Annotated in this window: 22 protein-coding genes; 12 read left to right on the top strand and 10 right to left on the bottom strand. The window is 65.1% G+C overall.

What is annotated here, in order from left to right; translation table 11 throughout:
- Positions 1-25: 25 nt before the first annotated feature.
- From ABMA59_RS08240 to ABMA59_RS08225, 4 genes are read right to left on the bottom strand one after another with little or no spacing between them, the layout of a single operon-like run.
- Positions 26-2,140 carry an acetate--CoA ligase family protein gene (locus ABMA59_RS08240; RefSeq protein WP_349004857.1) on the bottom strand — a complete coding sequence of 705 codons (2,115 nt, stop codon included), beginning with the start codon at positions 2,138-2,140 and terminating at the stop codon, positions 26-28.
- A 10-nt stretch (positions 2,141-2,150) separates the two neighbouring features.
- On the bottom strand, positions 2,151-2,963 hold the full coding sequence (locus tag ABMA59_RS08235) for an enoyl-CoA hydratase/isomerase family protein (RefSeq protein WP_349004856.1): 813 nt from the start codon (positions 2,961-2,963) through the stop codon (positions 2,151-2,153).
- Between the two features lie 30 nt (positions 2,964-2,993).
- Positions 2,994-3,920 (bottom strand): pseudouridine-5'-phosphate glycosidase, encoded by a 927-nt coding sequence (locus ABMA59_RS08230; RefSeq protein WP_349004855.1) that lies wholly within the window; start codon positions 3,918-3,920, stop codon positions 2,994-2,996.
- Between the two features lie 7 nt (positions 3,921-3,927).
- Complete coding sequence (locus ABMA59_RS08225) at positions 3,928-5,037, bottom strand: carbohydrate kinase (RefSeq protein ID WP_349004854.1); 1,110 nt, start codon at positions 5,035-5,037, stop codon at positions 3,928-3,930.
- A 280-nt stretch (positions 5,038-5,317) separates the two neighbouring features.
- On the opposite strand from ABMA59_RS08225, the gene ABMA59_RS08220 reads away from it, so the two are divergent.
- From ABMA59_RS08220 to ABMA59_RS08200, 5 genes are all read left to right on the top strand, one after another.
- Positions 5,318-6,286 (top strand): isopenicillin N synthase family dioxygenase, encoded by a 969-nt coding sequence (locus ABMA59_RS08220; RefSeq protein ID WP_349004853.1) that lies wholly within the window; start codon positions 5,318-5,320, stop codon positions 6,284-6,286.
- A 55-nt stretch (positions 6,287-6,341) separates the two neighbouring features.
- Positions 6,342-7,382, top strand: a complete 1,041-nt coding sequence (locus ABMA59_RS08215) for an ABC transporter substrate-binding protein (protein WP_349004852.1) — start codon at positions 6,342-6,344, stop codon at positions 7,380-7,382.
- A gap of 110 nt (positions 7,383-7,492) precedes the next feature.
- Positions 7,493-8,551 carry an ABC transporter ATP-binding protein gene (locus tag ABMA59_RS08210; RefSeq protein ID WP_349004851.1) on the top strand — a complete coding sequence of 353 codons (1,059 nt, stop codon included), beginning with the start codon at positions 7,493-7,495 and terminating at the stop codon, positions 8,549-8,551.
- Positions 8,548-9,417 (top strand): ABC transporter permease, encoded by an 870-nt coding sequence (locus ABMA59_RS08205; RefSeq protein WP_349004850.1) that lies wholly within the window; start codon positions 8,548-8,550, stop codon positions 9,415-9,417. Before ABMA59_RS08210 ends, ABMA59_RS08205 begins: the two co-directional genes overlap by 4 nt.
- Positions 9,414-10,196, top strand: coding sequence for an ABC transporter permease (locus ABMA59_RS08200; RefSeq protein WP_349004849.1), 783 nt, complete (start codon positions 9,414-9,416; stop codon positions 10,194-10,196). The genes ABMA59_RS08205 and ABMA59_RS08200 overlap by 4 nt, the downstream gene beginning before the upstream one ends.
- A 63-nt stretch (positions 10,197-10,259) precedes the next feature.
- Here the strand turns inward: ABMA59_RS08200 and acuI are convergent, their stop codons facing one another.
- Both acuI and ABMA59_RS08190 read right to left on the bottom strand, forming a co-directional pair.
- Positions 10,260-11,255, bottom strand: coding sequence for an acrylyl-CoA reductase (NADPH) (gene acuI / locus ABMA59_RS08195; RefSeq protein WP_349004848.1), 996 nt, complete (start codon positions 11,253-11,255; stop codon positions 10,260-10,262).
- 31 nt (positions 11,256-11,286) lie between these two features.
- Positions 11,287-12,045, bottom strand: a complete 759-nt coding sequence (locus ABMA59_RS08190; RefSeq protein WP_349004847.1) for a FadR/GntR family transcriptional regulator — start codon at positions 12,043-12,045, stop codon at positions 11,287-11,289.
- Positions 12,046-12,167: 122 nt separating this feature from the next.
- Here ABMA59_RS08190 and ABMA59_RS08185 point away from each other — a divergent pair, with 122 nt between their 5' ends.
- From ABMA59_RS08185 to ABMA59_RS08160, 6 genes are all read left to right on the top strand, one after another.
- The gene (locus ABMA59_RS08185; protein WP_349004846.1) at positions 12,168-13,622 is read left to right on the top strand and encodes an FAD-binding oxidoreductase; all 1,455 of its coding nucleotides are present in this window, start codon (positions 12,168-12,170) and stop codon (positions 13,620-13,622) included.
- Positions 13,619-17,047: an indolepyruvate ferredoxin oxidoreductase family protein gene (locus ABMA59_RS08180; RefSeq protein WP_349004845.1), complete on the top strand. Its 3,429-nt coding sequence runs from the start codon at positions 13,619-13,621 to the stop codon at positions 17,045-17,047. Before ABMA59_RS08185 ends, ABMA59_RS08180 begins: the two co-directional genes overlap by 4 nt.
- A 211-nt stretch (positions 17,048-17,258) precedes the next feature.
- Positions 17,259-17,837: a NifU family protein gene (locus ABMA59_RS08175; protein ID WP_349004844.1), complete on the top strand. Its 579-nt coding sequence runs from the start codon at positions 17,259-17,261 to the stop codon at positions 17,835-17,837.
- 243 nt (positions 17,838-18,080) lie between these two features.
- Positions 18,081-18,686, top strand: a complete 606-nt coding sequence (gene recR, locus ABMA59_RS08170) for a recombination mediator RecR (protein WP_349004843.1) — start codon at positions 18,081-18,083, stop codon at positions 18,684-18,686.
- 26 nt (positions 18,687-18,712) lie between these two features.
- Complete coding sequence (locus ABMA59_RS08165; protein WP_349004842.1) at positions 18,713-19,960, top strand: lytic murein transglycosylase; 1,248 nt, start codon at positions 18,713-18,715, stop codon at positions 19,958-19,960.
- Positions 19,957-20,433, top strand: coding sequence for a GNAT family N-acetyltransferase (locus ABMA59_RS08160; protein ID WP_349004841.1), 477 nt, complete (start codon positions 19,957-19,959; stop codon positions 20,431-20,433). The genes ABMA59_RS08165 and ABMA59_RS08160 overlap by 4 nt, the downstream gene beginning before the upstream one ends.
- A 29-nt stretch (positions 20,434-20,462) precedes the next feature.
- Here the strand turns inward: ABMA59_RS08160 and ABMA59_RS08155 are convergent, their stop codons facing one another.
- The 3 genes from ABMA59_RS08155 to ABMA59_RS08145 all read right to left on the bottom strand — a co-directional run bounded on the left by ABMA59_RS08155 (position 20,463) and on the right by ABMA59_RS08145 (position 23,822).
- Positions 20,463-21,464 carry an LLM class flavin-dependent oxidoreductase gene (locus ABMA59_RS08155; protein WP_349004840.1) on the bottom strand — a complete coding sequence of 334 codons (1,002 nt, stop codon included), beginning with the start codon at positions 21,462-21,464 and terminating at the stop codon, positions 20,463-20,465.
- A 67-nt stretch (positions 21,465-21,531) separates the two neighbouring features.
- Positions 21,532-22,683, bottom strand: coding sequence for an AI-2E family transporter (locus ABMA59_RS08150; RefSeq protein WP_349004839.1), 1,152 nt, complete (start codon positions 22,681-22,683; stop codon positions 21,532-21,534).
- 83 nt (positions 22,684-22,766) lie between these two features.
- Positions 22,767-23,822 carry an LLM class flavin-dependent oxidoreductase gene (locus ABMA59_RS08145; protein ID WP_349004838.1) on the bottom strand — a complete coding sequence of 352 codons (1,056 nt, stop codon included), beginning with the start codon at positions 23,820-23,822 and terminating at the stop codon, positions 22,767-22,769.
- A gap of 231 nt (positions 23,823-24,053) precedes the next feature.
- Between ABMA59_RS08145 and ABMA59_RS08140 the strand changes: the two genes are divergently transcribed.
- Entirely contained in the window at positions 24,054-24,467 is a 414-nt protein-coding gene (locus ABMA59_RS08140; RefSeq protein ID WP_349004837.1) for a DUF6481 family protein, read from the top strand.
- A 141-nt stretch (positions 24,468-24,608) separates the two neighbouring features.
- On the opposite strand, the gene sugE is transcribed toward ABMA59_RS08140, so the two are convergent.
- Positions 24,609-24,923, bottom strand: coding sequence for a quaternary ammonium compound efflux SMR transporter SugE (gene sugE / locus ABMA59_RS08135; RefSeq protein WP_349004836.1), 315 nt, complete (start codon positions 24,921-24,923; stop codon positions 24,609-24,611).
- Positions 24,924-25,181 lie beyond the last annotated feature (258 nt).

The raw sequence follows: 25,181 nt of genomic DNA, 5'->3' as shown, positions 1-25,181 counted from the left end.
GAATGGGATCGACGGTCGCCGCGCTTCAGACACGAGGAATGACGAGCGCGTCAAGGATGCGCACGCCTTTGCCTGACGGCAGCACTGCGACCGGGTTCAGGTCGATCGCCTCGATCCGGTCCCGGTACGCGGATGCGAGATCGGACAGCGCCGCCATGATGCCGGCAAGCGCGTTGACATCGGCTTTCGGCGCCCCGCGATAGCCTGCGAGCAGCGGACCGAGCTTCGTCCGGGCAATCATGTCCAGCGCGAGTGTCCGGTCGACCGGGAGCAACTCGAAGGCGGCGTCCGCGACAAGCTCCACCAGCACGCCTCCGACCCCGACCACCATGCCGACGCCGAACGGCTCGTGACGGGCAAGCCCGAGCAGCACTTCAATGCCGCCGCTCACCATCTCCTGCACGAGCACGCCATGCAGCTTTGCTTCCGGCGCGAAGGCGCGTGCATTGCTCATTATCTCTTCGAAGGCCGCGCGGGTGCCCAGCTCCGAACCGATGCCGAGTCGAACACCGCCGGCCTCCGTCTTGTGTGGCAGGTCAGGGGATTCGATCTTCATCGCGATGGGGAAGCCGATGGATCGCGCTGCTTCGGCGGCCGCATCGACCGTTGTCGCCAGCACTTCGCGCGTCACCGCCATGCCGTTCGCCGCGCAGAAGGCCTTGGCGTCTCGTTCGGTCAGCCGCTTGCCGTCAGCCAGCAGCGCCGTCCAGCGTGGCTCCGCAACTGTCTGGCGGGTTGGAGGCGGGCTTCGCGGCGCTGGCGGATCGAGCAGCGCGCGGACTGCGTTCAGGCCGGCGCGGGTGCCGTTGAGCACGATGGCGCCCTCTGCCGCCGCCCGAACCGCTGGATGGTGGCCGGCGGAAAGATTGCTCATAAAGATGGTTGGCACGCCGCTGGTTCCGGCAAATCGCGCCACCGCGCCGGCAATCCCGACATATTCCGCGGATGTCGCCTCGTCGAGGCCGGGCGGAGCGTCCTGCGCCGCGACGATGACGCCAACCGACGGGTCGGCCGCCACCGTTTCGAGCACGCGGCTGTAGATCGAGGCATCGGCGAAGACCACGCCTGTCGTGTCCAGCGGGTTCTGCGGCGATGCGAAAGGCGGCAGCAGCGTTTTCAGCGTCGCGACTGTTTTTGGCGCAAAGGCCGGGAGGTCGAGACCTGCCTCATCAGCCATGTCGGCGACATGCGCCACCCCGCCGCCGCTGACGCCGATAACCGCCACGCCCTTGCACGGCGGGCCCGCCCTGATGCCACAGAACAGCGTCGCGGTCTCGACGAACCCATCCATGTCACTCACCTCGACCACGCCCGTGCGCCGGAAGAAGGAAGCGTAGGCATCGTTACTGCCGGCAAGCGCACCTGTATGCGCGGCGGTCGCGCGTTGGCCACCGGCAGAGCGCCCGGCGCGAAGCGCGATCACCGTCTTGCCCGCCGCGTGGACAGCGTCCATCGCCGTCGCGAACGCTTGCGGATCGCGGATCGCCTCGACGACGATGCCGATCACTCTCGTCGCATCGTCCTGGGCCAGCCAGCCGATATAGTCGGGCAAGTCGGTGGTCGCGCTGTTGCCGGAGGAGACGATGTGGGAAAGGCCGACGCGGCCGGTATTGCCGAGCGCGATGGCGCTGGCGCCCGAATGCGATACCAGCGCCAGGGGACCCCGTTTCATGTTCCTGGACAGGGTCGAGGAATAGAGCGCCGCGCCGCTATGAAGATTGAACAGGCCGAGGCAGTTCGGCCCGCAGACGGCCATTCCGTGTCGCGCGGCGATCGCGACGAGTTCGGCTTGCCGGCTGCGGCCTTCTTCGTCGAGTTCGGCAAAGCCGGAGGCGAGCACGACAGCCGCCTTGATACCCGCCTCGGCGGCTTCCCTTAGCGCCGCGTTGACGCGGTCGGCGGCGATGCCGATCACGACGACGTCGGGGAGTTCGTCCAGCGCGCCCAGCGAGGGCGCCGCCGGATGGCCGAAGATCGTGCCGCCCTTGGGATTGACCGGCAGGATGTGGCCGGCGAAGTTTTGCGCCATCAGATTGCGCATGACGAAGCTGGAGGCGGCGCCGGCGCGTTCGGTGGCGCCGACGATGGCCACCGAGCGCGGCGCCATCAGCGCCGTCATGGCGGCAAGCGAGGCGGCCATTGCCGCGGCCCTAGATGTCGAGCCCCTTGAACGGGCTGTCGCGGAAGTCGAGATATTCCTTGAGGCTCATCTTGGCGAGATTGGCCATCCATTCGCGTCCCTGCTTGGTGACGTGCAGGGCGGCGATCGCCTCGATGTTGTACTGGAAGGACGGCAGCAGGCCGGCGACCACCTGCTGGTTGTTGATCGACGCCTTCGTGTATTTGAGCGCCGGCACAGGCATGCGGGCGAGCTTGCGGGCGAGCTTGTCGGTCGCTTCCTTCAATTCGGCGGCGGGCACCACCTTGTTGATCAGATGCATGCGCAGCGCCTCCTGCGCGTCGACGAGATCGCCGGTGTACATCAGCCAGCGCACATCGCGCGTGGCCAGCAGCCACGGCATCATCAGCGCCGGCGGGCCGGAATTGTGCCGCACTTCCGGCTCGCCGAACTTCGCCGTGTCGGCGGAGATGGCGAGGTCGCAACACATCATCAGCTCCAGCGCGCCGGCCAGCGCGTAGCCGTTCACAGAGGCGATGACCGGGATCGGCGCCTTCCAGATGTTGAGCAACGCCGCGGCGTTCTCGCCCATATCCTCGCGCCAGAAATCGATATCGACGTCGAAATCCCCACCCTGCAAGTCGTAACCCGAGGAGAAGGCGCGGCCCGCGCCAGTGATCACCAGCGCGTTGACGTCGGGATCGGCGACCGCCGCCACCAGCGCCGCATCGATCTCGCGGATCACCGTCTTGTTCATCGCGTTGAGCTTGTCCGGACGGTTGATCGTGATCGTCGCGAATTTGTCCTTTCCGTCCTTTTCGTAGAGGATGGTTTCGTAGCTCATGCGTTGCTCCTGGGTCCGAGGGCGGATCTGCTAGGCGGATTTTTTCAGCCGCGCATGCGCGACGGCCATTTTTGCCGCCAGCGCGGCATTGTTCTTCACCAGCGCGATGTTGGCCGTCAGACTCTTTCCGCCGGAGAGCTCGTTGATGCGGGCGAGCAGGAACGGCGTCACGTCCTTGCGCTGGATGCCGAGGCGTTCGGCTTCGGCGACTGCATCGGCGATGGTGCCGTCGATGAAATCAGGGGAAAGCGCATCCGCCTCGGGAATCGGGTTGGCGATCAGGATGCCGGTGCCTGAGCCCAGCGCCTCATGCGCGATCATGGCCGCTGCGATCTCTTCCGGCGTGTCGAGGCGGTGATCCGCCTTCTCGTTGCTCCGCCGCGTGAAGAAGGCGGGAAAGTCGTCGCTGCCATAGGCGATGATCGGCACGCGCTGCGTCTCAAGGAATTCCAGCGTCTTGGGGATGTCGAGGATCGACTTCACGCCGGCGCATACGACGGTCGTTCCCGTCCGGCCGAGCTCGGTGAGATCGGCCGAGATGTCCAAGCTCTGTTCGGCGCCGCGGTGCACGCCGCCGACGCCGCCCGTGGCGAAGATGCTGATGCCGGCGAGTTCGGCGATGCGCATGGTGGCAGACACGGTCGTGCCGGCGGAGCCCTTGCGCACCATCACGGCGGCAAGGTCACGGCCCGATGCCTTGACGACGTCCTTCGCCTGCGCGAGCGCCTCGAGTTGTGCATCCGTCAGGCCGACATGGATCACGCCGTCGATCAGGGCGATCGTCGCGGGCGTCGCGTCATTGTCGCGCACGACCTGCTCGACGGCCCGTGCCGTTTCCAGATTGGCCGGATAGGGCATGCCGTGGGTGATGATGGTCGATTCCAGCGCGACGACGGCATCGCCGGCTGCAAGCGCGGCCGCGACGTCGTCGGCAAGTTTCAGATCGGATTTTGTCATCGGAACCTCAGGCGGGAATGCGGACCATGCCGGCGGACAGGAAGCGCGGCGACAGATCGGGGTGGACGCTGGCGTCGCTCTCGGTGGTGAGCGTTGCGAGCAGGGCCCCGGTCTGCGTCGCCTGAACGGTGTCGGCTCCCTCGAGCACGCGATACATCGTCCCGGCGATCATCGCGTCGCCGGCGCCGGTGATATCGACCGGGTGGGCGGGAACCGAACGCATGGTCGCGACGCCCTTGTCGTTGGCGACGGCGTAGCCGCTGGAGCCCATGGTGACCACGACCTCCGCTGCCCCGCGCGCCCGCAGTTCTTCCGCGGCCTCCTTCGGCCGCAGGCGTTTCTCGGCAATGATGATGCCGAGCATGGCGTTCGCTTCGTCATGATTGGTGAACAGCAGGTCGACGCCCGAGAGGTCCTTCGGCAGGCGCATCGCCTTGGGCGAGGAAACGGTGTCGATTGCCAGCTTGTAGCGCGCGCCCGCCTTGCGCGAGATCAGCGCGTCGATGACGGCCGCCGGCATGTTGCAATCGCAGAACACCCAGGTGGCGGAGGCGAGGTGTGGCCAGAACCGGTCGAGGTAGGACGGCTGGAAGAGGTCGAATATCTCCATGTCGGCTATGCCGAGCACGAGGTCGTTCTGCGGCCCGAGGATAGCCGCGTATTCGGCGGTCGGGCGCTCGGTGGTCGTGATCACCTGGCTGACATCCGCGCCGAGGTCGCGCAGGTGCCTGGTCAGCGAGCGGCCGACCTCGTCGTCGCCGACGATCGAAACGAAGCTCACATCCACACCCAGCCGGACCAGGTTCTCCGCGACGTTTCGGGCGACGCCGCCGAAACTGCGATGACCGTTGACCGGGTTGGAAGTCTCGAAGATCAGTTCCTTCTTGGCATGGTACTTGCGGTCGAGCACCGCGCCGCCGATGCAGATCATGCGCTGCTTGGCCGGCAGGACGTAGCCGCGGCCAAGGATATAACCCTTGTTGACCAGTTGCACGACATGCGCGGCGACGGTCGACCGGGCAAGCCCGAGAGCCGTCGCGATGTCTTGCTGCCCGGCGAACGGATTGGCGGTGATCAGGTCGAGTACCGCCTGTTCCTGCGCTCCGAGGTCTTCCATGGATCCCTCACGATGGTGCGAATATGCACACCTTCTTTAAATGATATGGTCAACAACAGATGCTCTTGTCAACATCTGTTTGTCGGCTTATCGTGAGTCATAGTGGCTCCCCCCAGGGACGCCGCTTCGGCAAAGACGGGCCGACCATGATGGGCAGGAAAGCAGTGCATCAGGCATGCGTACCCAGCAGTCCCCATTCTCCGCAGGCAGGCATCTGCCGGCCCTGGCTGTTCGCCCGTTCTCTCATCCTCCATTCCAGTCAGCGGAGTGAGTTTCCCCCATGCAGGCCGCCCCCCAGGAACGCGAAACCGAACAACTCATCCCCGTTATCGATGTCGGACCATTCATCAGGGGCGAAGCCGGTGCGCGGAATGTGGTGCGAGCCATCGAAGAGGCCGCCCGGGATACCGGCTTCTTCCTGGCGACCGGCCATGGCGTGTCGCCTGAGGTGACTGCCAGGCTGTACGGGACGGCGCGCGCCTATTTCGACCTTCCGGAAGACTATAAGCGCGCCCATGGCCGCGGCACCGGGTTGATGGGCGGCGTTGCCTTCTCGCCGATTGCGGACGAGGCGCTGGCCGCCACCAAGGGCATCCAGACGCCCGGCGACTACAAGGAGAGCCTGAATTTCGGCGTCCGGTTGCCGGGAGATGCCTGGCCGGACGCGCCGGAAGGGCTGGAGCAGGCGTTTCGCGATTATTTCGCGGAGATGGAAACGCTGGCCCGCCACCTGCGCCGCATCTTCGCTTCGGCGATCGGCCTCGAACCGGATTATTTCGAACCCTTCTTCGAGAAGCATCTGTCGGCGCTCAGGGTCATCAACTATCCGGAGCAGGAGGAATCCCCGCTGCCGGGCCAGATGCGTGCAGGCGTCCACACCGACTACGGTTTCATGACGATCCTGCGTTCGGAGGCTTCGTCCGGCGGGCTTCAGGTGCAGAGCCGCGACGGGCGCTGGATCGATGCGCCTTCGATTGACGGCGCCTATGTCATCAACATAGCGGACGCTTTCATGCGCTGGACCAATGACGAGTGGGTCTCGACGCCGCACCGCGTCGTCAACCCGCCGCGCGAGAAGAAGGGATCGTCCCGCCGCCAGTCGATCCCCTTCTTCGTCAATCCGGGCAAGGACACCGTGATCTCCTGCCTGGAGCCGTTCTGCTCGGGCGGCAAGCAGGCGAAGTATGAGCCGATCACCTACGGAGACTACATCAACCTCAAGACCAGCCAGGCCTTCGGCAGGAAGTAGCGGCAGCGGACCGGCTGTCGGAACGATGCAACAGACAACGCAAAGGGGAAAAGCAGTGCTCAATCTCAACAGACGACAGGCTCTGGCTGGCTTCGCCGGTCTCGGCGCGGCCTCCATCTTCGGGCTCCAGGGCGTGCGTGCGCAGGGCAAGACGCTGATCGTTCCGACGCTCGGCGGCGTGTGGGAGCAGTTCTGGCGCTCCACCATCGCTCCCGCCTTCGAGAAGGCCAGCGGCGCCACGGTGACGCTCGATGTCGGCAACGGCCGCGTCTTCGGCGCCAATCTGCGCGCCGCCGGCATCGACAATCCGCCCTACTCGGTGATCATGACCAACGAGGTCTTCGCGTCGAGCCTGCGCAAGGAGGGCTATTTCGAGAAGCTCGACATGTCGAAGGTCCCGAACTACGCCGATCTCTATCCGATCGCCCAGGTCGCCGATGGTTTTGCAGCCACCGGCGCCCTGTCGCCCATCGGCATCGGCTACCGCACCGATCTGGTGAAGACCCCGCCGAAATCCTGGAAGGATCTCTGGAACAATCCCGAGTTCCAGGGGAAGATCGGCCTCTACAACTACGCGAACAGCGCCGGCAAGATGGAGCTGCTGCTAGCGTCGAAACTGTTCGGCAAGGACCAGTACGACGCCGATGCCGGCTTCGCTGCGCTGGCCAAGCTCGGCCGCGTCATCCAGGTCGATTTCAACCTGTCGACGGCGCTGTCGTCCGGCGAGATCGTCGTGGCGCCGTTCGACTTCGGCGAGATCACCCGTCTGCGCAAGCAGGGCCTGCCGGTCGACTGCGTAATCCCGGAGGAAGGCATGATGATGTTCGACCAGAACCTCGTCATCCTCGCCCACGGACCGGAGAAGGAACTCGGCTACCAGTACCTGAACTTCATGATCTCGCCGGAGATCCAGGACCTGATGATGCGCCAGTTCTACACGTCGCCGACCAACTCCAAGGTCGTCGTGCCCGACGATCTCAAGGCGGACGTCCCGGTGTCTGGCGAGGCGATGAAGAATATCCTCACCTGGGACTGGAACTACGTGAACGAGAAGCAGGGCGAGTTCGCCGACCGCTGGGCAAAGACCATCCAGTAGTTCTCTTGACTGTGGGCGCGTCCCGGCGACGGGGCGCGCTTTGCTTTTCGACGTGGAAACGAGAGCCGGAACCGGCCGTCCGCCTGGCGCCAAGCAGGGAACAGAAGATCATGACCGAAGTGAGCATTGAACGGCTGACGAAAATGTTCGGCTCCTCGCGCGCGGTCGACGGAATCTCGCTGCGGATCGCCGATGGCGAGTTCATCTCGCTGCTCGGGCCTTCCGGCTGCGGCAAGACCACCACGCTCAAGATGATAGCCGGCTTCGAGGCCGTCAGCGACGGCGCCATTCGTTTCGACGGCTCGGATGTCGTCAATGTCCCGGCGGAGAAGCGCGACATCGGCATGGTGTTCCAGAACTATGCCCTGTTTCCGCACATGACCGTGGGGCAGAACCTGGCTTTCGGGCTCGAGATGCGCAAGGTCGCCAAGTTGGAGATGAAGACGCGCATCGCGGCGGTGCTCGACATGGTGCAACTCGGCAGCTACGCCGAGCGCTATCCCAGCCAGCTCTCCGGCGGCCAGCAGCAGCGCGTCGCGCTCGCCCGCGCCCTGGTGATCGAACCCAAGATCCTGCTGCTCGACGAGCCGCTCGCCAATCTCGACGCCAAGCTGCGCGAGGAGATGCGGGTTTTCATCCGCGACCTTCAGCGCCGCGTCGGCATCACCACCGTCTACGTCACGCACGACCAGGCCGAGGCGATGACCATGTCCGACCGCGTCGTGGTGATGTTCGGCGGACGCATCGCGCAGTTCGGCGCGCCGGCCGACATTTACCAGAAGCCCGAGACGCTGGAGGTCGCCCAGTTCGTCGGACAGGTCAATCTCATCCACGGGCAGGTGACCGGCGTCGAGGCCGATGTGGCGGCCATCTCCACCGTCTTTGGTTCCGTCGCGGTGCCCGATCGCGGTATCGCCCGGCCGGGCATGGATGCAAAACTTGCGCTGCGCCCCGAAGCGCTTGATTTCGCCGCCGCGGGCGAGCCTGGCGCCGCCGGCCGCATCACGGCGCGCTATTATTCCGGAAGCCTCGTCGACTATCGTGTCACGCTTGCCTCCGGCGAGGTGCTGCATGTGCAGACCTTCCCCAATGTGCGTCGCGCCGAGGGCGACGATGTTATCGTCCGGGCGCCCGCCGATGCGTTCTGGCTGATCGGGGCGACGCTATGAGCGCTGGCCGCCGCTCAAGCTTCGCGCGGCCCTGGCTGCTGCTGCTTCCCGCCGCGCTGCTGCTCGGCGTTTTCCTCGTCATCCCCTATCTCAATATCGTGCTGATGAGTTTTCGCACTCCGGGGGAAGGGACGCCCTATGGCGCGGGCTTCACGGTCGCCAACTATGTCCGTTTCTTTTCTGACGGTTTTTACCTGTTCCAGGTCTTCAACACGCTGTGGATCGGCCTGCTGACCACAGCGCTCTGCCTCGTCATCGGCTTCCCCGTTGCCTGGCAACTCACGCGGGTCGACATGCGCTTTCGTGGCCTCGCCTACGGCCTCGTCCTGTCGCCTCTGCTTGTCGGCATCGTCATCCGCTCCTACGGCTGGACCATCCTTCTCGGTAATGCCGGCCTGATCAACCGCACGCTGCAGGCGCTCGGCATCATCGACGCTCCGCTGCCGCTGATGTACAATGCGCTCGGCATCACCATCGCGCTGGTCCATGTCTTCCTGCCGTTTATGATCTTGCCGATCATGGCTGCGATCCAGGGCGTCGACCCGTCGCTGGAATCGGCCGCGCGGTCGCTCGGGGCGTCGCGTTTCACCGCCTTCCTGCGCATCATCCTGCCGCTGTCCATGCCCGGCATCCAGGCCGGCTGCATCCTCGTCTTCGTGCTGTCGCTGTCGGCTTACGTCACGCCCTCGCTGATCGGCGGTATGCGGGTCAAGACCATGGCAGTGACGGTGGTCGACGCTTTGATCGACACCTTCCAATGGCCGTGGGGTTCCGCGCTGGCGCTGATGCTCTCGGTGACCGGCGCGATCTGCGTCGTCATCTTCGCCCGGCTGACCCGCATGAAATGGAAGGTGGCACGGTCATGAAGCGCCCTGTCCTCACGCTCTACTGCCTGCTGGTCTACGCCTTCCTGCTGGCGCCGATCCTGGTCGTCGTCGGCGCTTCCTTCAACGCCGGCAACTTCCTGACCTTCCCGCCGCAGGGCCTGTCGCTGCGCTGGTACGTCACCTTCTTCAACAACGAAGTCTTCATGCGTGCCATCCGCACCTCGCTCGGGCTGGCCGCCGTGGCGACCGTCATTTCCTCCGTCATCGGAACCATGGCTGCGATCTACTATGTCCAGCATGCCGGCCGCTGGAAGGAAGCTTTGCGCATCGCCATGCTGTCGCCGCTGCTGCTGCCCGAAGTGCTGACGGCGATCTCGCTGCTGTTCTTCGTCTACACGATCGGCATCGGCACCCGGACCATGTTCGGCCTGATCGTCGGGCACGTGCTGATCACGCTGCCCTTCGTCTTCATCAACGTCTCGGCGTCGCTCGAGAGCTTCGATAACTCGTGGGACATGGCGGCGCGCAGCCTCGGCGCCGGCCGCTGGACCCGATTCCGCCGCATCATGCTGCCGCTCATAAAACCCGGCGTCATCGGCGGCGCGCTGTTTGCCTTCATCATCTCGTTCGACGTCTTCACCATCTCCTTCATGCTGAAGGGGATCGGCATGTCGACGTTGCCGATCCAGTTGTTCGACTATCTCCGCACTAACTTTACGCCTGAGGCGGCGGCCGTGTCGACGCTGTCGATCACCCTGACGCTCGGCGTCGTGATCGTCTCGGAGAAGGTGCTCGGCCTGCGCATCCACCGTTTCTGACCGGTCCGGCAGACAATAAGAAAGGGCCGCAGCCGAGCTGCGCCCTTTCCGTCAGAGTAATTTTCAGGCGTTGACGTCGATCACCACCCGGCCACGGATGCGGCCCGCCACGATGTCGTCGGCAAGACCGGGCAGCGCCGACATCGGTTCGACCCGGGCGATGGAACGGATGTGATCTTTGTCGAGATGCGCGGCCAGCGTCCGCCAGGCTCGTTCCCGCTTGGCCCGCGGCGCCATCACGGAATCGATGCCGATCAGCGTCACGCCGCGTAGGATGTGGGGGGCCACGCTTGCCGGCAGGTCCATGCCGCCCGCGAGCCCGCAGGCCGCCACCGCGCCGCCATAGAAGGTCTGCGCGAGCACGTTGGCCAGCGTCGTCGAGCCGACCGAATCCACGGCTCCGGCCCAGCGTTCCTTCTGCAGCGGCCCGCCCTTCTCCGCGAGGGAAGCGCGGTCGATGAAGCCGCTCGCGCCGAGGCCGGCGAGATAGTCGTGCGTATCCGGCCGGCCGGTCGAGGCTGTGACCGTATAGCCCTTGCTGGCGAGCAGGCTGATCGCGGTGGAGCCGACGCCGCCGGCCGCGCCCGTGACCAGCACTTCCTTGCCGCCGGGCGTGATCGAGCCCCAGTCCTCCAGCGCGTCCACACAAAGCGCCGCGGTGTAGCCGGCCGTGCCGATCGCCATGGCTTCCCGAAGCGAGAACGAATCGGGCAGCCGCACTAGCCATTCGGACTTTACCCGCTGGTATTTCGTGTATCCACCCCATTCGGTCTCGGACATGCCCCAGCCATTGGCGACGACCTTGTCGCCGGGTTTCCAGTCCGGCGAACGCGATTCCACCACCGTGCCGGCAAGGTCTATGCCGGCCACCATCGGCAGGCGGCGGGCGATGCGTCCCTTGCCCGCGACCGCCAGGCCGTCCTTGTAGTTCAGCGTGGAAAAGGCGATTTCCACCAGAACGTCATGGTCGGGCAGTTCGGCGAGCGTCAGCTCGCGGAATTCCGCCGTCGGCTTGCCGTCCCGGTCGACGATCATGATCGCGTTAAAAGCTTCGCTCACCACAAATCTCCTTGCCGTTCTGTCGATGGGTTCAGGCCGCGGGCTTGCCGGCGGCGCTCTTCTCGGCGCGCCGTTCCAGCGCCTGCGCAAGCACCACACGCATGCCGGTAAGATGGTCGCGCAGCCGCTCGGCCGCGCGGTCGGCGTCCTGCTCGCGGATGGCGGCGAGGATGGATTCGTGCGAGTCCGCGGCGCCCCGGCGTTCGTACAGGCCATAGGTCAGCATGTTGGTGATCGGGATGAAACTCTCGATCACCGTGTACATCATGAGCCGCAGCGGCCCGTTCTGCGTGGCGTCGACCAGTGCCCGGTGGAAGCGCACGTCCGAGGCGCAGAACTCCTCGCCGCTCATCGAGCGCTTGCGCTGCAGCTCGATCTCGGCCGCCATCGCGGCAATGTCTGCCTCGGTCCGGCTGCCGGCGGCCAGCCGGACGCAGATGCTTTCGGTTTCCAAGCGCGCCGTCACCAGTTCATCGACGTCGAAGGCACCGACACCCACCATGAGCGTGGCAGCGCCTGTGATTGCCTTGGAGAGGCCTTCCGGATCCGGCCTCGAGACAAAATTGCCGCCGCTCGGCCCACGCCGCGATCGGATCAGGTTCTGCGCAGCCAGTCGCTTCAGCGCCTCCCGCACCGTCGGGCGCGAGATGCCGAAGCGTTTGGCCAGTTCGTCCTCGCTGGGCAGCCGCTCCTCGATCTTGAGGCGGCCGTCGAGAATGGCGGCGCGGATCTCGTCCGCCACCTGCTTGGCGAGACCGGTCCGCACCACATCGTCATAATTAAGCGACATGTCTCTTTCCTCGCAGCGCCATGGAGGTTTGTCCAGGGTCGCAGGAAAAATATATAGGTTTGACAAATAGAACAATTCGGATAGCGTCGGTTTACCGGTCTGCGGCCAGGGAATCCGCCGAAATGAGTCTCGACATTGCTCCGCGTTTCGTTTCCGGCAACGCCGCGTCGGCTCCGGTCGCGCCGGCGCTGGAGTGTCTCATGCGGCAACTGCCGGCCGAGGCATTGCTGTCGGGAGACGGCATCGACGCCCGTTTCCGCGAGACGCTCAGCGCGGTTCCGGCCGTCATGCCGGCGTTCGTCATGCGACCGCGTAATGCAGCCGAGGTCTCGCTGTGCCTCGCCGCCTGCGATGCCGTCCGCCAGCCTGTCGCTGTCCAAGGCGGGCGCACCGGCTTTCACGGCGGCGAGCGCGCCTGTGCGGGCGAGGCCGTGCTGTCGCTTGAGCACATGACCGGCCTGTCAGCCGTGGACCCGGCGGGCGGCACCCTTTCTGCCGAAGCTGGCGTTCCCTTGCAGGCGGTGCAGGAAGCGGCGGATCACGCCGGCATGTTCTTCGGCGTAGACATCGGATCGCGCGGCAGCGCCACCATCGGCGGCAATGTCGCCACCAATGCCGGCGGCATCCGTGTCCTGCGCTACGGCATGTTCCGCGCCCAGGTGCTCGGCCTCGAGGCGGTGCTCGCCGACGGGACGATCCTCACCTCGCTGAAAGGCCTGGCAAAGGACAATTCGGGCCTCGATCTCAATCAGCTTTTCATCGGCAGCGAAGGCACGCTCGGCGTGGTCACGCGCGCCTGCCTGAAGCTGCATCCGAAGCCGGCCGCCGAATGTGCCGCCTTCTGCGCCGTCCCCTCGCTCTCTGCGGCGATTGCGCTGCTCGCTCGCCTGCGCGCCGCGCTTGGGCCGCTCCTGTCGGCCTGCGAACTCATTTTTCCCGATGCTCTCGAAGGCGCTCTCGCATTGACCGGCGCGCCGCGCCCGGTGGCGCCGGCCGCTTTCTATGTGCTCGCCGAATTGCACGCCATCCACCCGGCCCACGACACCGACGGTTTTTCAGCGGCGCTGATGGCTGCGCATGAGGATGGCATGATCAGCGATGTGACCGTGTCGCAGTCGCCGCGCGAGTTCCGCGCACTGTGGGATCTGCGCGAGGCCTGTTCCGGCTACATCCTCACGTTGCGAAACGTCATAGGATGCGATGTCGCCGTCCCGCCGGCGAAGATCGAAGCTTTCGTCCCGGATGCCGCGCGTATCGTTCAGGCGCTCGATCCGGCGGCACGTTTCCCCGTCTTCGGCCATCTAGGTGACGGCAATCTCCACTACGTCGTCGAGACGGATCGCCCGCAAGGCGTGGTCGAAGCGATCTACCGCTGCGTACAGGGTCTTGGCGGCTCGATCTCGGCCGAGCACGGCATAGGCATCGATAAGAAGCCATATCTGCATTTCTGCCGCAGCGGGGCGGAGATCGCTGCCATGCGCAGGCTGAAGCGCGCATTCGACCCCAACAACATCCTCAATCCCGGCCGCATCTTCGATCCGCTGCCGACGACCCCGGCGCAAGGAGCCGCCGCATGAACGCGACCGCGCTCGACGCCCGCTACACCCTCACCCGCGGCCGCATCCTCGTTTCCGGGACACAGGCGCTGGTGCGGCTGCCGATGATGCAGCGCCAGCGTGACCTTGCCGCGGGACTGAACACGGCAGGCTACGTCTCCGGCTATCGCGGCTCGCCGCTCGCCTCCTTCGACCGCGAGATGGGCGTGGCGCGCAAGCATCTGGAAGCCAACCACATCGTCTTCCATCCCGGGCTGAACGAGGACATGGCCGCGACCGCCGTCTGGGGCACGCAGCAGAACGGCATGTTTCCCGGCGCCCGCTACGACGGCATCTTCTCTATGTGGTACGGCAAAGGCCCCGGGGTCGACCGCAGCATGGATGTGATCAAGCATGCCAACGCCGTCGGCACGGGCAGGCATGGCGGTGTCCTCCTGCTGGCCGGTGACGATCACGGCGCAGTCTCCTCAACGCTGCCGCACCAGAGCGAGCACAACCTGATCTCGGCGATGGTGCCCGTGCTTTCGCCTGGCGGTCTTGCGGAATACATCGATTACGGCCTGCTCGGCTGGGCGATGAGCCGCTATTCCGGCGCCTGGGTCGGCTTCAAGGCGCAGACCGAGATCGTAGAGTGCTCGGCGACCGTCGATGTCGACCCCGATGCGCTGGCGATCGTGACACCGGAGTTCGACCTGCCCGGCGACGGGCTGTCGATGCGCTGGCCCGACGGACCGCACGCGATGGAACTGCGGCTGCAGCGCAAGATGGATGCAGTGCACGCCTTCGCCGCCGCCAACCGGATCGACCGTTCCTGGCACCGTGACGGACGCCCGCGCATCGGCATCGTCTCCACCGGAAAATCGTGGCTCGACCTGATGGGCGCGCTGCGCGCGCTCGGCATCGACAAGGCCCGGGCCGCCGAACTGGGCATCGCGCTCTACAAGGTCGGACTGACCTGGCCCCTCGAACCGTCTGGGCTGATCGCCTTCGCTCGCGATCTTGAAGAGGTCTTCGTGGTCGAGGAGATGCGGCCGGTCCTGGAGGAGCAGATCAAGTCGCAGCTGTTCAACCTGCCTGATGGGCGCCGTCCGCGCGTGGTCGGCAAGGCCGACGAGGCCGGCCGCCCGCTCTTGCCGTCGCATGGCGAGATCGACCCGGTTTCGGTCGCCCTCGCGCTGGCGAAGCGGCTGCCGGAAGATGCCGCCATCGCGGACCATCGGGAGCGGCTGGAGCAGATCGTCCGCGCAGCACCTTCCGAGGCCGCCGCCCTGCGGCGCGACGCCTATTTCTGTTCCGGCTGCCCGCATTCGGTGTCGACGCGCCTGCCGGAAGGCAGCCGCGCCACCACTGGTATCGGCTGCCACATGATGGTGATCGGCGTCGAGGACCGCAAGACCTCGACCTTCACCCAGATGGGGGGCGAGGGCGGCGCCTGGATCGGGTTGGCGCCCTTCACCGACGAGAAGCACATCTTCGTCAACATGGGCGACGGCACCTATTTCCACTCCGGCCTGCTCGCCATCCGCGCGGCGATTGCCGCCAAGGTCAACGCAACCTACAAGATCCTCTACAACGATGCGGTCGCCATGACCGGCGGGCAGCGTCATGACGGCGACAACACCGTACCGTCGATCGTCGCGCAGCTGCTCGCTGAGGGCGCCAGCCGCGTGGTTGTCGTGGCCGAGAAGCCGGATCGCCTGCAAGGCATGCTGCCGCGCGGTGTCGACATTTATCCGCGCGACGAGCTCGACGCCGTGCAGCGCGCGTTGCGTGAGGTCCCCGGCGTGACCGCGATCGTCTACGACCAGGTCTGCGCCGCCGAGAAGCGCCGCCGGCGCAAGCGCGGCGCCTACCCGGCCCCGACAAAACGCGCCTTCATCAATGAACTCGTCTGCGAGGGCTGCGGCGATTGTTCGGCCGTTTCCAACTGCATCTCTGTCGAGCCGGCGGAGACCGAGTTCGGCCGCAGGCGACGCATCAACCAGTCGAGCTGCAACACCGATCTGTCCTGCCTGAAGGGTTTCTGCCCGAGTTTCGTCACCATCGAGGGCGGCACGCTGCGCAAGCCAGGAGCGCAGGCCGGCGGCTTCGATCCGGCGACCTTGCCCCAGCCGGCGCCGCCGCCGGTCGACGGCGCCTACAACATGCTGCTCGCCGGCATCGGGGGCACCGGCGTCATCACCGTCAGCGCCATCCTCTCCATGGCCGCGCATCTCGACGGCCTGTCGATCATGACGCTCGACCAGACCGGCCTTGCCCAGAAAAACGGCGCGGTGGTCAGCCACGTCCGTATGGCCAGTTGGCCGCAGGCGCTCGACGCTGCGCGGATCGGTCCATGCGAAGCCGACCTCGTGCTCGGCTTCGACGTTGTCGTCTCCGCCTCGCCGAAATCGCTCAAGACCTTCGCCAGGGGGCGCACCCGCGCCGTCCTCGACGATCATTTCGCCCCGACCGCGTCCTTCGTGCGGAACACAGCGATCGACTTCCGCCAGGAGGCGACGCTGAAGTCATTGCGGGCCGCGGCCGGAGATGACGCTGTTCACATGGTGGCGGCCACCCGGCTTGGAACGGCGCTGATGGGCGACGCCATCGCCGCGAACATGTTCCTGCTCGGCGCGGCATGGCAGAGCGGCCTCGTCCCGATCTCGCTGGCCTCCATCGACCGCGCGATGGAGCTCAACGGCGCCGGCCTGTCGATGAACCGCGCCGCCTTTGCCTGGGGCCGCCGTTCGGTGGTCGAGCCGGACGCCGTGAATGCTGCGGGCGGACTGGCGCCCGTCGCCCCGGTCGCCGAAACGCTCGACGCGCTGGTGGAGCGGCGCGCCGAATTCCTGACCGCCTATCAGGATGCCGCCTATGCCGCCCGCTACCGCGATCTTGTCGCGAAGGCCCGCGCGGCCGAGGGCGCTTCCGGTGAGGCTTTCGCCATGGCCGTGGCAAAAAACGCCTTCAAGCTGATGGCCTACAAGGACGAGTACGAGGTGGCGCGGCTCCACACAGACCGCTCATTCGAGAAGAAACTGGCCGAGCAGTTCGAAGGCAGGTTCACGATTCGCCACCTGCTCGCCCCACCCGGAATCGCCCGCATGGATCCACGCACCGGCGAGCCTGCGAAGATCAGCTTCGGTCCCTGGATTCGGCCGGTCTTCCGACTGCTCAAGCACGGCAAGGTGCTCCGCGGCACGCGTTTCGATCCTTTCGGGCGGACCCATGAGCGGCGAACCGAACGGCAACTCGTTGCCGATTATTTCCGGGAGATCGAACGGCTTTGCGCCATGCTTTCGCAGGAGAGTCTGAAGCTTGCGACCGAACTCGCCGGCCTGCCCGACATGATCCGCGGCTTTGGCCACGTGAAAGCAGCCAGCATCGAGCGCTACCAAATCCGCTGGACGCAGCTTGCCGAGAAGCTCGACAAAGCCGGCCGCACTTTCAGGACGGCAGCCTGACCCGGAACGACCCGACGCCCAAGCCTTTCCCTCGAATGGATTCTGATTTGGCACGCCCTCAAATTCTGGCTAAGGCATGTAGCGAAATATCCGCACGGTGTCGCATTCTCCGCCTACGATGAGGCTGAATGATCGCGATTTGCCAGCTTGAATGTTATGCGGTTCGAGCCTATTTAGAATTATTCCAAACAATTACGCACGGAGAGGCGCGATGTTCATCCAGACTGAGGCGACTCCCAATCCCGCCACGCTGAAATTCCTGCCGGGCCGCGAAGTCCTGCCGGAGGGCACCGCCGATTTCCGCGACGCCGCCGCGGCGCGCGAGGCATCGCCGCTCGCCGGCCGCCTGTTCGACATCAATGGCGTCACCGGCGTGTTTTTCGGCTATGATTTTGTCACCGTCACCAAGGCCGACGGCCTGGATTGGCAACATCTCAAGCCGGCAATCCTCGGCGCCATCATGGAACAGTTCATGTCCGGACAGCCGGTGATGACCAGCGCCGCGCAGGCGCGCGGAGACGCGGCCGAGACGGGCGACGAGTTCTACGACGAGGCCGACAAGGAGATCGTCATCACCATCAAGGAACTGCTGGAGACGCGCGTGCGCCCGGCCGTGGCCCAGGATGGCGGCGACATCACCTTCCGCGGCTTCGAGAACGGCACCGTATTCCTCAACATGAAGGGCGCATGCTCCGGCTGTCCGTCCTCGACGGCTACGCTGAAGCATGGCATCCAGAATCTGCTCCGCCACTTCGTGCCGGAAGTCCAGCAGGTCGAGCAGGTCTCCTGACTGTCGGCCGGCCCAGCGCTTCTTCTCTCGATCTATCCTTTGTCCCCTTCGCGGAAACGTGGAGGGGATAATCGTTTCTGCCGGTTGAGCGCAGGCCCATGGCATAGACAGACGGCGATGCGCCTCAATATCCAACAGATCGGCTTCAGCACTCGCCAAAAGGCACGCCCAATCGAAGTACCGTGATGCCGGCGGTATGCCGCCCGCATTCGCATCGAACGGGAGTTGTTATATGGGTGCACCATGTCCAAACGAATCGCCGGTCCCGAGATAGAACGCCTGATCCAGCTCCTGGCAAAAGTGCCGGGGCTCGGGCCTCGTTCGGCCCGCCGCGCCGCGCTGCACATGATCAAGAAGAAGGAACAACTGCTCGCCCCGCTTGCCGGCGCCATGAGCGAGGCCGTCGAGAAGGTGTGCATCTGCTCGACCTGCGGCAATGTCGACACGATCGACCCCTGCATGATCTGCTCCGACCCGCGCCGCGACCCCTCGACGATCGTCGTCGTCGAGGATGTCTCCGACCTCTGGGCGCTGGAGCGGGCGGCGGCGCTCAACGCGCAGTACCACGTGCTTGGCGGCACGCTGTCGCCGCTCGACGGCATCGGCCCCGACCAGCTCAACATCAAGGGGCTGGTTTCGCGCGTGGCGGCAGGCGGGGTGACGGAGATCATCCTCGCTGTCAACGCCACGGTCGAAGGCCAGACCACAGCGCATTACCTCACCGACCAGCTTTCGGGATTCGGGGTCAAGGTCACACGGCTCGCGCATGGCGTGCCAGTGGGCGGCGAACTGGATTATCTCGACGAGGGCACGCTGGCCGCGGCACTGAAATCGCGGACCGCGTTTTGACATGAATGAGCTGTAGGCGGTCTAAGATGACACTGATCTTTCCGACAGCCTGCAAATTCTTGGTCGGCTTTCTTGCCATATTTCTGGCCGTTGCCCCCGCCTCCGCCGCGAAAATAGACGATCAGTTCCAAGCCTGGCTGGAAACCGACCTCTGGCCAGACGCCAAGGCGCAGGGCGTGTCGAAACTGACCTTCGACGCGGCCTTCAAAGGCATAAGACCCAATCTGAAGCTGCCCGACTTGGTCACGCCGGGCGAAAAGCCGACGACGCCGAAAAAGCAGCACCAGGCCGAGTTCGGCTCGCCCGGAAACTATTTTGCCGAAAAAACCATTGGCGCGGTCTCCTCCGGCGGCCGGGCGCGTGCCGGCAAATATGCGAAAACGCTCGCGGCTGTGGAGAGGAAATACGGCGTGCCGAGGGAGGTGGTGCTTGCCATCTGGGGCCGCGAGTCCGGCTTTGGCGCGGCAAAGATGCCTTACGACGCTTTCGAGGTGCTCGGCACCAAGGCTTTTATGGCGACGCGCAAGGACATGTTCCGCAAGGAGGTGCTGGCCGCTCTCGTCATCGTCGAGCGCGGGCTCGCTCCGCGCGACGCTATGAAATCCTCCTGGGCCGGCGCACTCGGCCTGCCGCAGTTCCTGCCGACCTCCTTCCTCGACCACGCCGTCGATTTCGACGGCGACGGCCGGGCCGATATCTGGAATTCGGTGCCGGACACGCTGGCGTCCATTGCCAACTACCTCGTCCACTATGGCTGGGTGAAAGGCCGCGACTGGGGTTTCGAGGTCGCTGTGCCGGAGACCGTGCCATGCGCGATGGAGGGACCGGACCAGGGCAAGAAAATTTCGGACTGGGTGAAGATGGGCATTTCACGCACCAGCGGAAAACCCTTCCCGGCCAACGAGATGCGCGCCGATGGCTTTCTGCTGATGCCGGCAGGCCGCAGCGGCCCGGCCTTCATCGTCACGCCGAATTTCTACGTGCTCAAGGAATACAACGAGAGCGATCTCTACGCGCTGTTCATCGGCCACGGCGCCGATCGCATCGCCGGCGGCGACAAGACCTTTGCCGGCGAATGGGGCAAGGTGGGCGGCCTATACCGCTCCGACATTGCCGGTCTGCAAAAGGCGCTGGAAGCCAAGGGTTATGACGTCGGCGGGGCGGATGGGCTACCCGGCTTCAAGACTCGGCGCTCGATCGGCGATTGGCAAGCGAAAAACGGTCGTGCGGCCACGTGTTTTCCCGACAAGGAAATCGTCGAGGCGATGCAGTGATCGACCGCCGCGCATGGCGCTTGCGCAAACTGCTTGACGGCGACCAGCCGGCGCCGCGCTGGCCCGCCAGTGTCTCCATCCGCACGCTCAACTCTCCCGACGCCAAGGCGGTGCATGCCCTGCTGATCCGCGCCTACGAAGGCGACGAAGACATCTTTCCGTCCGCGGAGGATTGGTGGGCGCGCTTCTCCGGCGATCCGGAATTCGATGGCAATCTTTGCTTCCTGGCCTTAGACGCGGACGGAAAACTGGCCGGAGTGGCGCTGTGCTGGACGAGCGCCTTCCTGAAAGACCTTGCAGTGCGACAGGACATGCGCAGGCAGGGGCTGGGCGAGGCGCTTTTGCGCCACGTCTTTGCGGCGTTCCGCGCCCGTGGCGCGACCCATGTCGATCTCAAGGTCGAACTCGACAATGACGCCGGGCTCAGGCTCTACCTGCGCTGCGGCATGGTGCGTGTTCCCTGGGAGGGATAGGCGAGCCTCGACGCATCACAACCCGACGCTCACGCCGCCTTTGCCATTTCCCCGTGCGCGCCGGCAAGAATCTCGAACGAGCGTTTTCGCGCCTGGTGATCGAAAATCTGCGCCGTCACCATCAACTCGTCGGCACCGGTTCGGCGGATGAAGGCCTCAAGCCCTCGGCGCACGGTTTCAGGGCCGCCGACGATGGCGCAGGACAGCGCCTGCGCGAGCATCGTCTTCGCCATCGGGTCGAGATCGTCGGCGTAGCCTTCCACCGGCGGCGGCAATTTTCCCGGCCGGCCTGAGCGCAGGTTCACAAAAGCCTGCTGCAGCGAGGAGAACAGGAGCTTGGCCTCGGCGTCCGTGTCGGCCGCGACGACATTGAGGCCGAGCATCAGGCGCGGAGCCGGACAGTCTTCCGATGGCTGAAAACGCGAGCGATAAATGTCGATCGCGTGTTCCATCTCGGCCGGCGCGAAATGCGATGCAAATGCATAGGGCAGGCCGAGGATGGCCGCGAGCTGCGCACCGTAGGTACTCGATCCCAGTATCCAGACCTTCACGTCCTCGCCCTCGCCGGGCACGGCGCGCACATGCTGGTTGGGCTGCGCCGGCCGGAAATAGGCTATCAGCTCGACGACGTCGTTCGGGAACCCATCGACGCCGGCTTCCAGATTGCGGCGCAGCGCGCGTGCCGTCGCCATGTCGGTGCCCGGCGCGCGGCCAAGCCCGAGGTCGATGCGACCGGGAAACAGCGCCGACAGCGTGCCGAACTGTTCGGCGATGATCAGCGGCGCGTGGTTTGGCAGCATAATGCCGCCAGCGCCGACGCGGATTTTTCTGGTGCCCGCCGCGACATGGCCGATCACCACCGCGGTCGCAGCACTTGCGATGCCGGGCATGTTGTGATGCTCGGCCAGCCAGTAGCGCTTGTAGCCAAGCGCCTCGGCGTGGCGGGCAAGGTCCAGCGTGTTGGCGAGCGACTGGGAGACGCCGCTGCCTTCAGGGACAGGCGACAGGTCAAGGACGGAGAGCTCGGTCATTGGGGAAATCCGGTCTTGGGGACTCCGGATATAGGAACGCACGCGGCATGCGCAAAGGCCATCGGCCCTATCTATCGGCTACGGCCGGTGCCGCCGCTTCCTCCTCCGGCACCTCGATCGCCTGCTGCGCGGCCAGAAAATTGCCGACGTGGCGCAGGCTGTCGAAATGGTCGCAGAAGACCTTGATCACCACCAGGATCGGAACCGCGATCAGGGCGCCGACGAAACCCCAGAGCCACGACCAGAAGGCGACTGCGATGAAGATCGCGACAGCGTTGATCTCCAGCCGCCGCCCGACGATCAGCGGCGTAATCACTTGGCCTTCGATGACATTGCACAGCACGACGAAGCCGGGGGCGAGCAGCGCATAGGACAGGCTGTCGAATGTTATGATCGATATGGTCGCCACCAGCAGGATGGTGGTGGCTGCGCCGATATAGGGCAGGAAGTTGAGCAGCATCGCCGCCACGCCCCAGACCAGCGGCGTCGGCATTCCGATCACCCACATGCCGAGGCCGATCGCCAGGCCGAGACCGGCATTGATCAGCGTGACCGTAAGCAGATAGCGGGAGATTTCGCGCTCGACGTCGTAGACGACGCGCAGCGCCCGCTTCTTCTCGCTCATGCGCGTGAAGGACTGGACGATCTTTTCGTAGAACAGCGTGCCGGAGGCCAGCAGGAACAAAGAAAGCACGAAAGTGATAGCGATGGTCGTGCCGCCCGACAGCAGATTGCCCGCCGCCTGAGAGACGATGCCAGGCTGCGCCACGACCACCTTCTGCAATCCCGGCTCCTGGGTCGTATCCGCCGCGCGGTCGACCTGGTTGAGGATTTCAAGCAGCCGCTCGAAAGGGTGCTTGAGCTCGGTCAGCCTTTCGCTGAGCTTGCGCCCGATCACCGGCCAGTCATTGGACAGCGCAATCACCGGCCCGCTCATGAAATAACCGACGGCGCCGATTGCCGCGACCGTCAGGAAGACCAGCATTGTCGCCGACACGAATTCCGGCACGCCATGCCGGCGCAGCAGGCGGACGATCGGCGTCAGCATCAGCGCCAGCATGAACGCAAGGATCACCGGCATGAAGAAATCGCGCGCGAAATACAGCGCGTAGACCAGCGCGAACAGGAAGATGCCGATCATCAGCGAGCGCATCAGCCGCGCATCCGAAGCCGCACGCACTATATCCGGCGCATCGCCGGAAGAGACTTGATCTGACATTCAGGCCCCCAAAAGTACACGCTCAGAATAAATCGCGCACCATGCGGGCCTTCAACGCGGTGAACCGGCTCCGGTTCCAGAGCTTAGCCGGCGGCGGCGAGCGCCGGCCTCGCCGCCGTCTCCTTGCGCACCAGCGGGGCAACCCTGGTGCCGTAGAGTTCGATCGCCTTCATGAGCTTGTCGTGCGGCATCAGGCCGATCGCCATCTGCAGCAGGAAACGGTCGTTGCCGAAAATCTTGTGCATCGCGACGATCTTCTCCGCCACGACTTCTGGATTGCCGACGAACAAAGCGCCGTCAGGGCCGCGCGAGGCGTCGAATTGAGCGCGGTTGGTCGGTCCCCAGCCGCGCTCGCGGCCGATACGGTTCATCACCTCGGCCTGCGGACCGTAGAAATCGTTGGCCGCCTGCTCGGTCGTCTCGCCGACGAAGCCGTGCACGTTGATGCTGGTGGCAAGCGTCTTCGGGTCGTGCCTCGCCTGCGTAGCTGCCCGCCGGTAGAGATCGAACAGCGGCGCGAAACGGGCCGGCTCGCCGCCGATGATGGCCAACGCCAGCGGCAGGCCGAGCACACCGGCGCGGGTTACGGAGTTCGGCGTGCCGCCGACCGCGATCCAGATCGGCAGCTTTTCCTGATAGGGGCGCGGATAGACGCCTCGCTCGTTGATAGGCGCGCGCAGCCGGCCCGACCAGGTGACCTGCTCGCTGTCGCGCAGCTTCAGCAGCAGCTCGAGCTTTTCGGAAAACAGTTCGTCATAGTCGCCGAGATCGTAGCCGAACAGCGGGAAGGATTCGATGAAGGAGCCGCGCCCCGCCATGATCTCGGCACGCCCGCCGGAAATCAGGTCGAGCGTGGCGAATTGCTGGAAGACGCGAACCGGATCGTCGGACGACAGCACGCTGACGGCGCTGGTCAGCCTTATGCTCTTGGTGCGCTCGGCAGCGGTAGCCAGCGCGACCGCGGGCGCGGAGGCGATGTAGTCCGGCCTGTGGTGTTCGCCGAGCCCGAACACGTCCAGCCCGACCTGGTCGGCCAGTTCGATCTCCTCGATAAGGTTGCGCATGCGCTGATGCGGTGAGATCTTTCGCGTGGCGGGATTGGGATCGAGGTCGGCGAAAGTATAAAGGCCGAGTTCCATGGGGGAATCTTTCAGAGGCTGGAGAATTCCTCTTTCACTTAGGGATAGGCGCACTTTCCTGCCAGTCCCAGGTTGTTGAACAGTCCTTTCGCTGCCGCAGCGGAACGCCCCGCCGTTTCATGGTTGCAACACTGCGTATTTTCATGGCTGGCATACGCGATTAGCGCTTGATCTCGCCACAATCGTGCGTATGTAAGCGGCGCGTATCGACTGACATATCGAAGGCGACACTTGGCACTCTACAGGGAAAAAGACATCTTCGAACGCCGCGGCGCGGCGAACGAGGCGAAAAGAGCATTGCTCGAACGATTCAAGACGCGGCCGTCCGACGACGACCCGCGTGTGCTCGCCCGCAAGGCGGAGCGGGAAGCTATCCTTGAGGCTCGCGAGAAGCGGGCGATCGAAAAGGAAAAGCTGCGCAAGGAGCGTGAGGCTCTGGAAGCAGCGGAACGCGCCCGCCGCGATGCCGAAGAGGCGGAACGGCGCAAGCTCGAGGAAGAGCGGCTCGCCATTGAGGCGAAAGCGCGCGAACAGCAGGAAGTCGAGCGGATCGCCATGGAGCTTTCGCTCGAAGCCGAGCGCAAGGCCAAACGAGACGCCCGCTACGCGGCGCGCAAGCAGCGCAAGCGCGGCGGCCGAAGCTAAGCCCCTTTCACATCACAATCTTGCCTGGCCGGGATGCATTCGCACCCCGGCTTTTGGCGTTTGCGGAAACGTGCATCGGAATCTGCGAAGGCGGGATCGTGTATCGTTTCAAGGATCACGGTTTCCCGCGCCTCGCCGCGCCTACGCCACCAGCTTCAGCCCGACGATGCCGGCGACGATGAGCCCGATGCAGGCAAGCCGCATCGCTGTTGCCGGTTCACCCAGCAGCCAGATGCCGAGCATCGCCGTGCCGACCGTGCCGATGCCGGTCCACACCGCATAGGCCGTACCGACAGGCAGCGTCTTCAGCGCCAGCCCGAGCAGGCCGAGGCTGACGATCATGCTCGCCACCGTCAGCAATGACGGGGTGAGGCGGGTGAAGCCGTCGGTGTATTTGAGGCCGATCGCCCAGCCGATCTCGAACAGGCCGGCGAAAAACAGCAGGACCCATGCCATTGGAAACTCCTTATGGCGGGCCGTCCCGACCGATTCATGGGAAACGCAGGGCCGTCCCTGCATGTTGGTTAGATAGCGCATCGCGATAGGACGAACAATGCCTGCAACGCATGGCTGATGGGCACAAGCGGCAAGGCCGCGACTTCCACGGGCTTGACCTCAAGCGCGTAAACCCGTTTGAAGCGCTGGCCTGACGGATCGTTGCCGCGATCGGGGCGCAGGAAAGCATCCGACGGCCGACCTTGACACGGCGCCGGC

The organism is Mesorhizobium yinganensis (assembly GCF_040081985.1).
GTDB classification, from domain to species: Bacteria; Pseudomonadota; Alphaproteobacteria; order Rhizobiales; family Rhizobiaceae; genus Kumtagia; species Kumtagia yinganensis.
Note: the sequence above shows the minus strand (reverse complement) of the source record. Positions and strands in the feature narration are given on the sequence as shown.

Bases quoted from the DNA above. Each gene is read 5' to 3' on its own strand.
- ABMA59_RS08240 (WP_349004857.1), bottom strand. From the start codon at position 2,140: ATGGCCGCCTCGCTTGCCGCCATGACGGCGCTGATGGCGCCGCGCTCG.
- ABMA59_RS08235 (WP_349004856.1), bottom strand. From the start codon at position 2,963: ATGAGCTACGAAACCATCCTCTACGAAAAGGACGGAAAGGACAAATTC.
- ABMA59_RS08230 (WP_349004855.1), bottom strand. From the start codon at position 3,920: ATGACAAAATCCGATCTGAAACTTGCCGACGACGTCGCGGCCGCGCTT.
- ABMA59_RS08225 (WP_349004854.1), bottom strand. From the start codon at position 5,037: ATGGAAGACCTCGGAGCGCAGGAACAGGCGGTACTCGACCTGATCACC.
- ABMA59_RS08220 (WP_349004853.1), top strand. From the start codon at position 5,318: ATGCAGGCCGCCCCCCAGGAACGCGAAACCGAACAACTCATCCCCGTT.
- ABMA59_RS08210 (WP_349004851.1), top strand. From the start codon at position 7,493: ATGACCGAAGTGAGCATTGAACGGCTGACGAAAATGTTCGGCTCCTCG.
- ABMA59_RS08205 (WP_349004850.1), top strand. From the start codon at position 8,548: ATGAGCGCTGGCCGCCGCTCAAGCTTCGCGCGGCCCTGGCTGCTGCTG.
- ABMA59_RS08200 (WP_349004849.1), top strand. From the start codon at position 9,414: ATGAAGCGCCCTGTCCTCACGCTCTACTGCCTGCTGGTCTACGCCTTC.
- ABMA59_RS08190 (WP_349004847.1), bottom strand. From the start codon at position 12,045: ATGTCGCTTAATTATGACGATGTGGTGCGGACCGGTCTCGCCAAGCAG.
- ABMA59_RS08185 (WP_349004846.1), top strand. From the start codon at position 12,168: ATGAGTCTCGACATTGCTCCGCGTTTCGTTTCCGGCAACGCCGCGTCG.
- ABMA59_RS08180 (WP_349004845.1), top strand. From the start codon at position 13,619: ATGAACGCGACCGCGCTCGACGCCCGCTACACCCTCACCCGCGGCCGC.
- ABMA59_RS08175 (WP_349004844.1), top strand. From the start codon at position 17,259: ATGTTCATCCAGACTGAGGCGACTCCCAATCCCGCCACGCTGAAATTC.
- recR (WP_349004843.1), top strand. From the start codon at position 18,081: ATGTCCAAACGAATCGCCGGTCCCGAGATAGAACGCCTGATCCAGCTC.
- ABMA59_RS08165 (WP_349004842.1), top strand. From the start codon at position 18,713: ATGACACTGATCTTTCCGACAGCCTGCAAATTCTTGGTCGGCTTTCTT.
- ABMA59_RS08155 (WP_349004840.1), bottom strand. From the start codon at position 21,464: ATGACCGAGCTCTCCGTCCTTGACCTGTCGCCTGTCCCTGAAGGCAGC.
- ABMA59_RS08150 (WP_349004839.1), bottom strand. From the start codon at position 22,683: ATGTCAGATCAAGTCTCTTCCGGCGATGCGCCGGATATAGTGCGTGCG.
- ABMA59_RS08145 (WP_349004838.1), bottom strand. From the start codon at position 23,822: ATGGAACTCGGCCTTTATACTTTCGCCGACCTCGATCCCAATCCCGCC.
- sugE (WP_349004836.1), bottom strand. From the start codon at position 24,923: ATGGCATGGGTCCTGCTGTTTTTCGCCGGCCTGTTCGAGATCGGCTGG.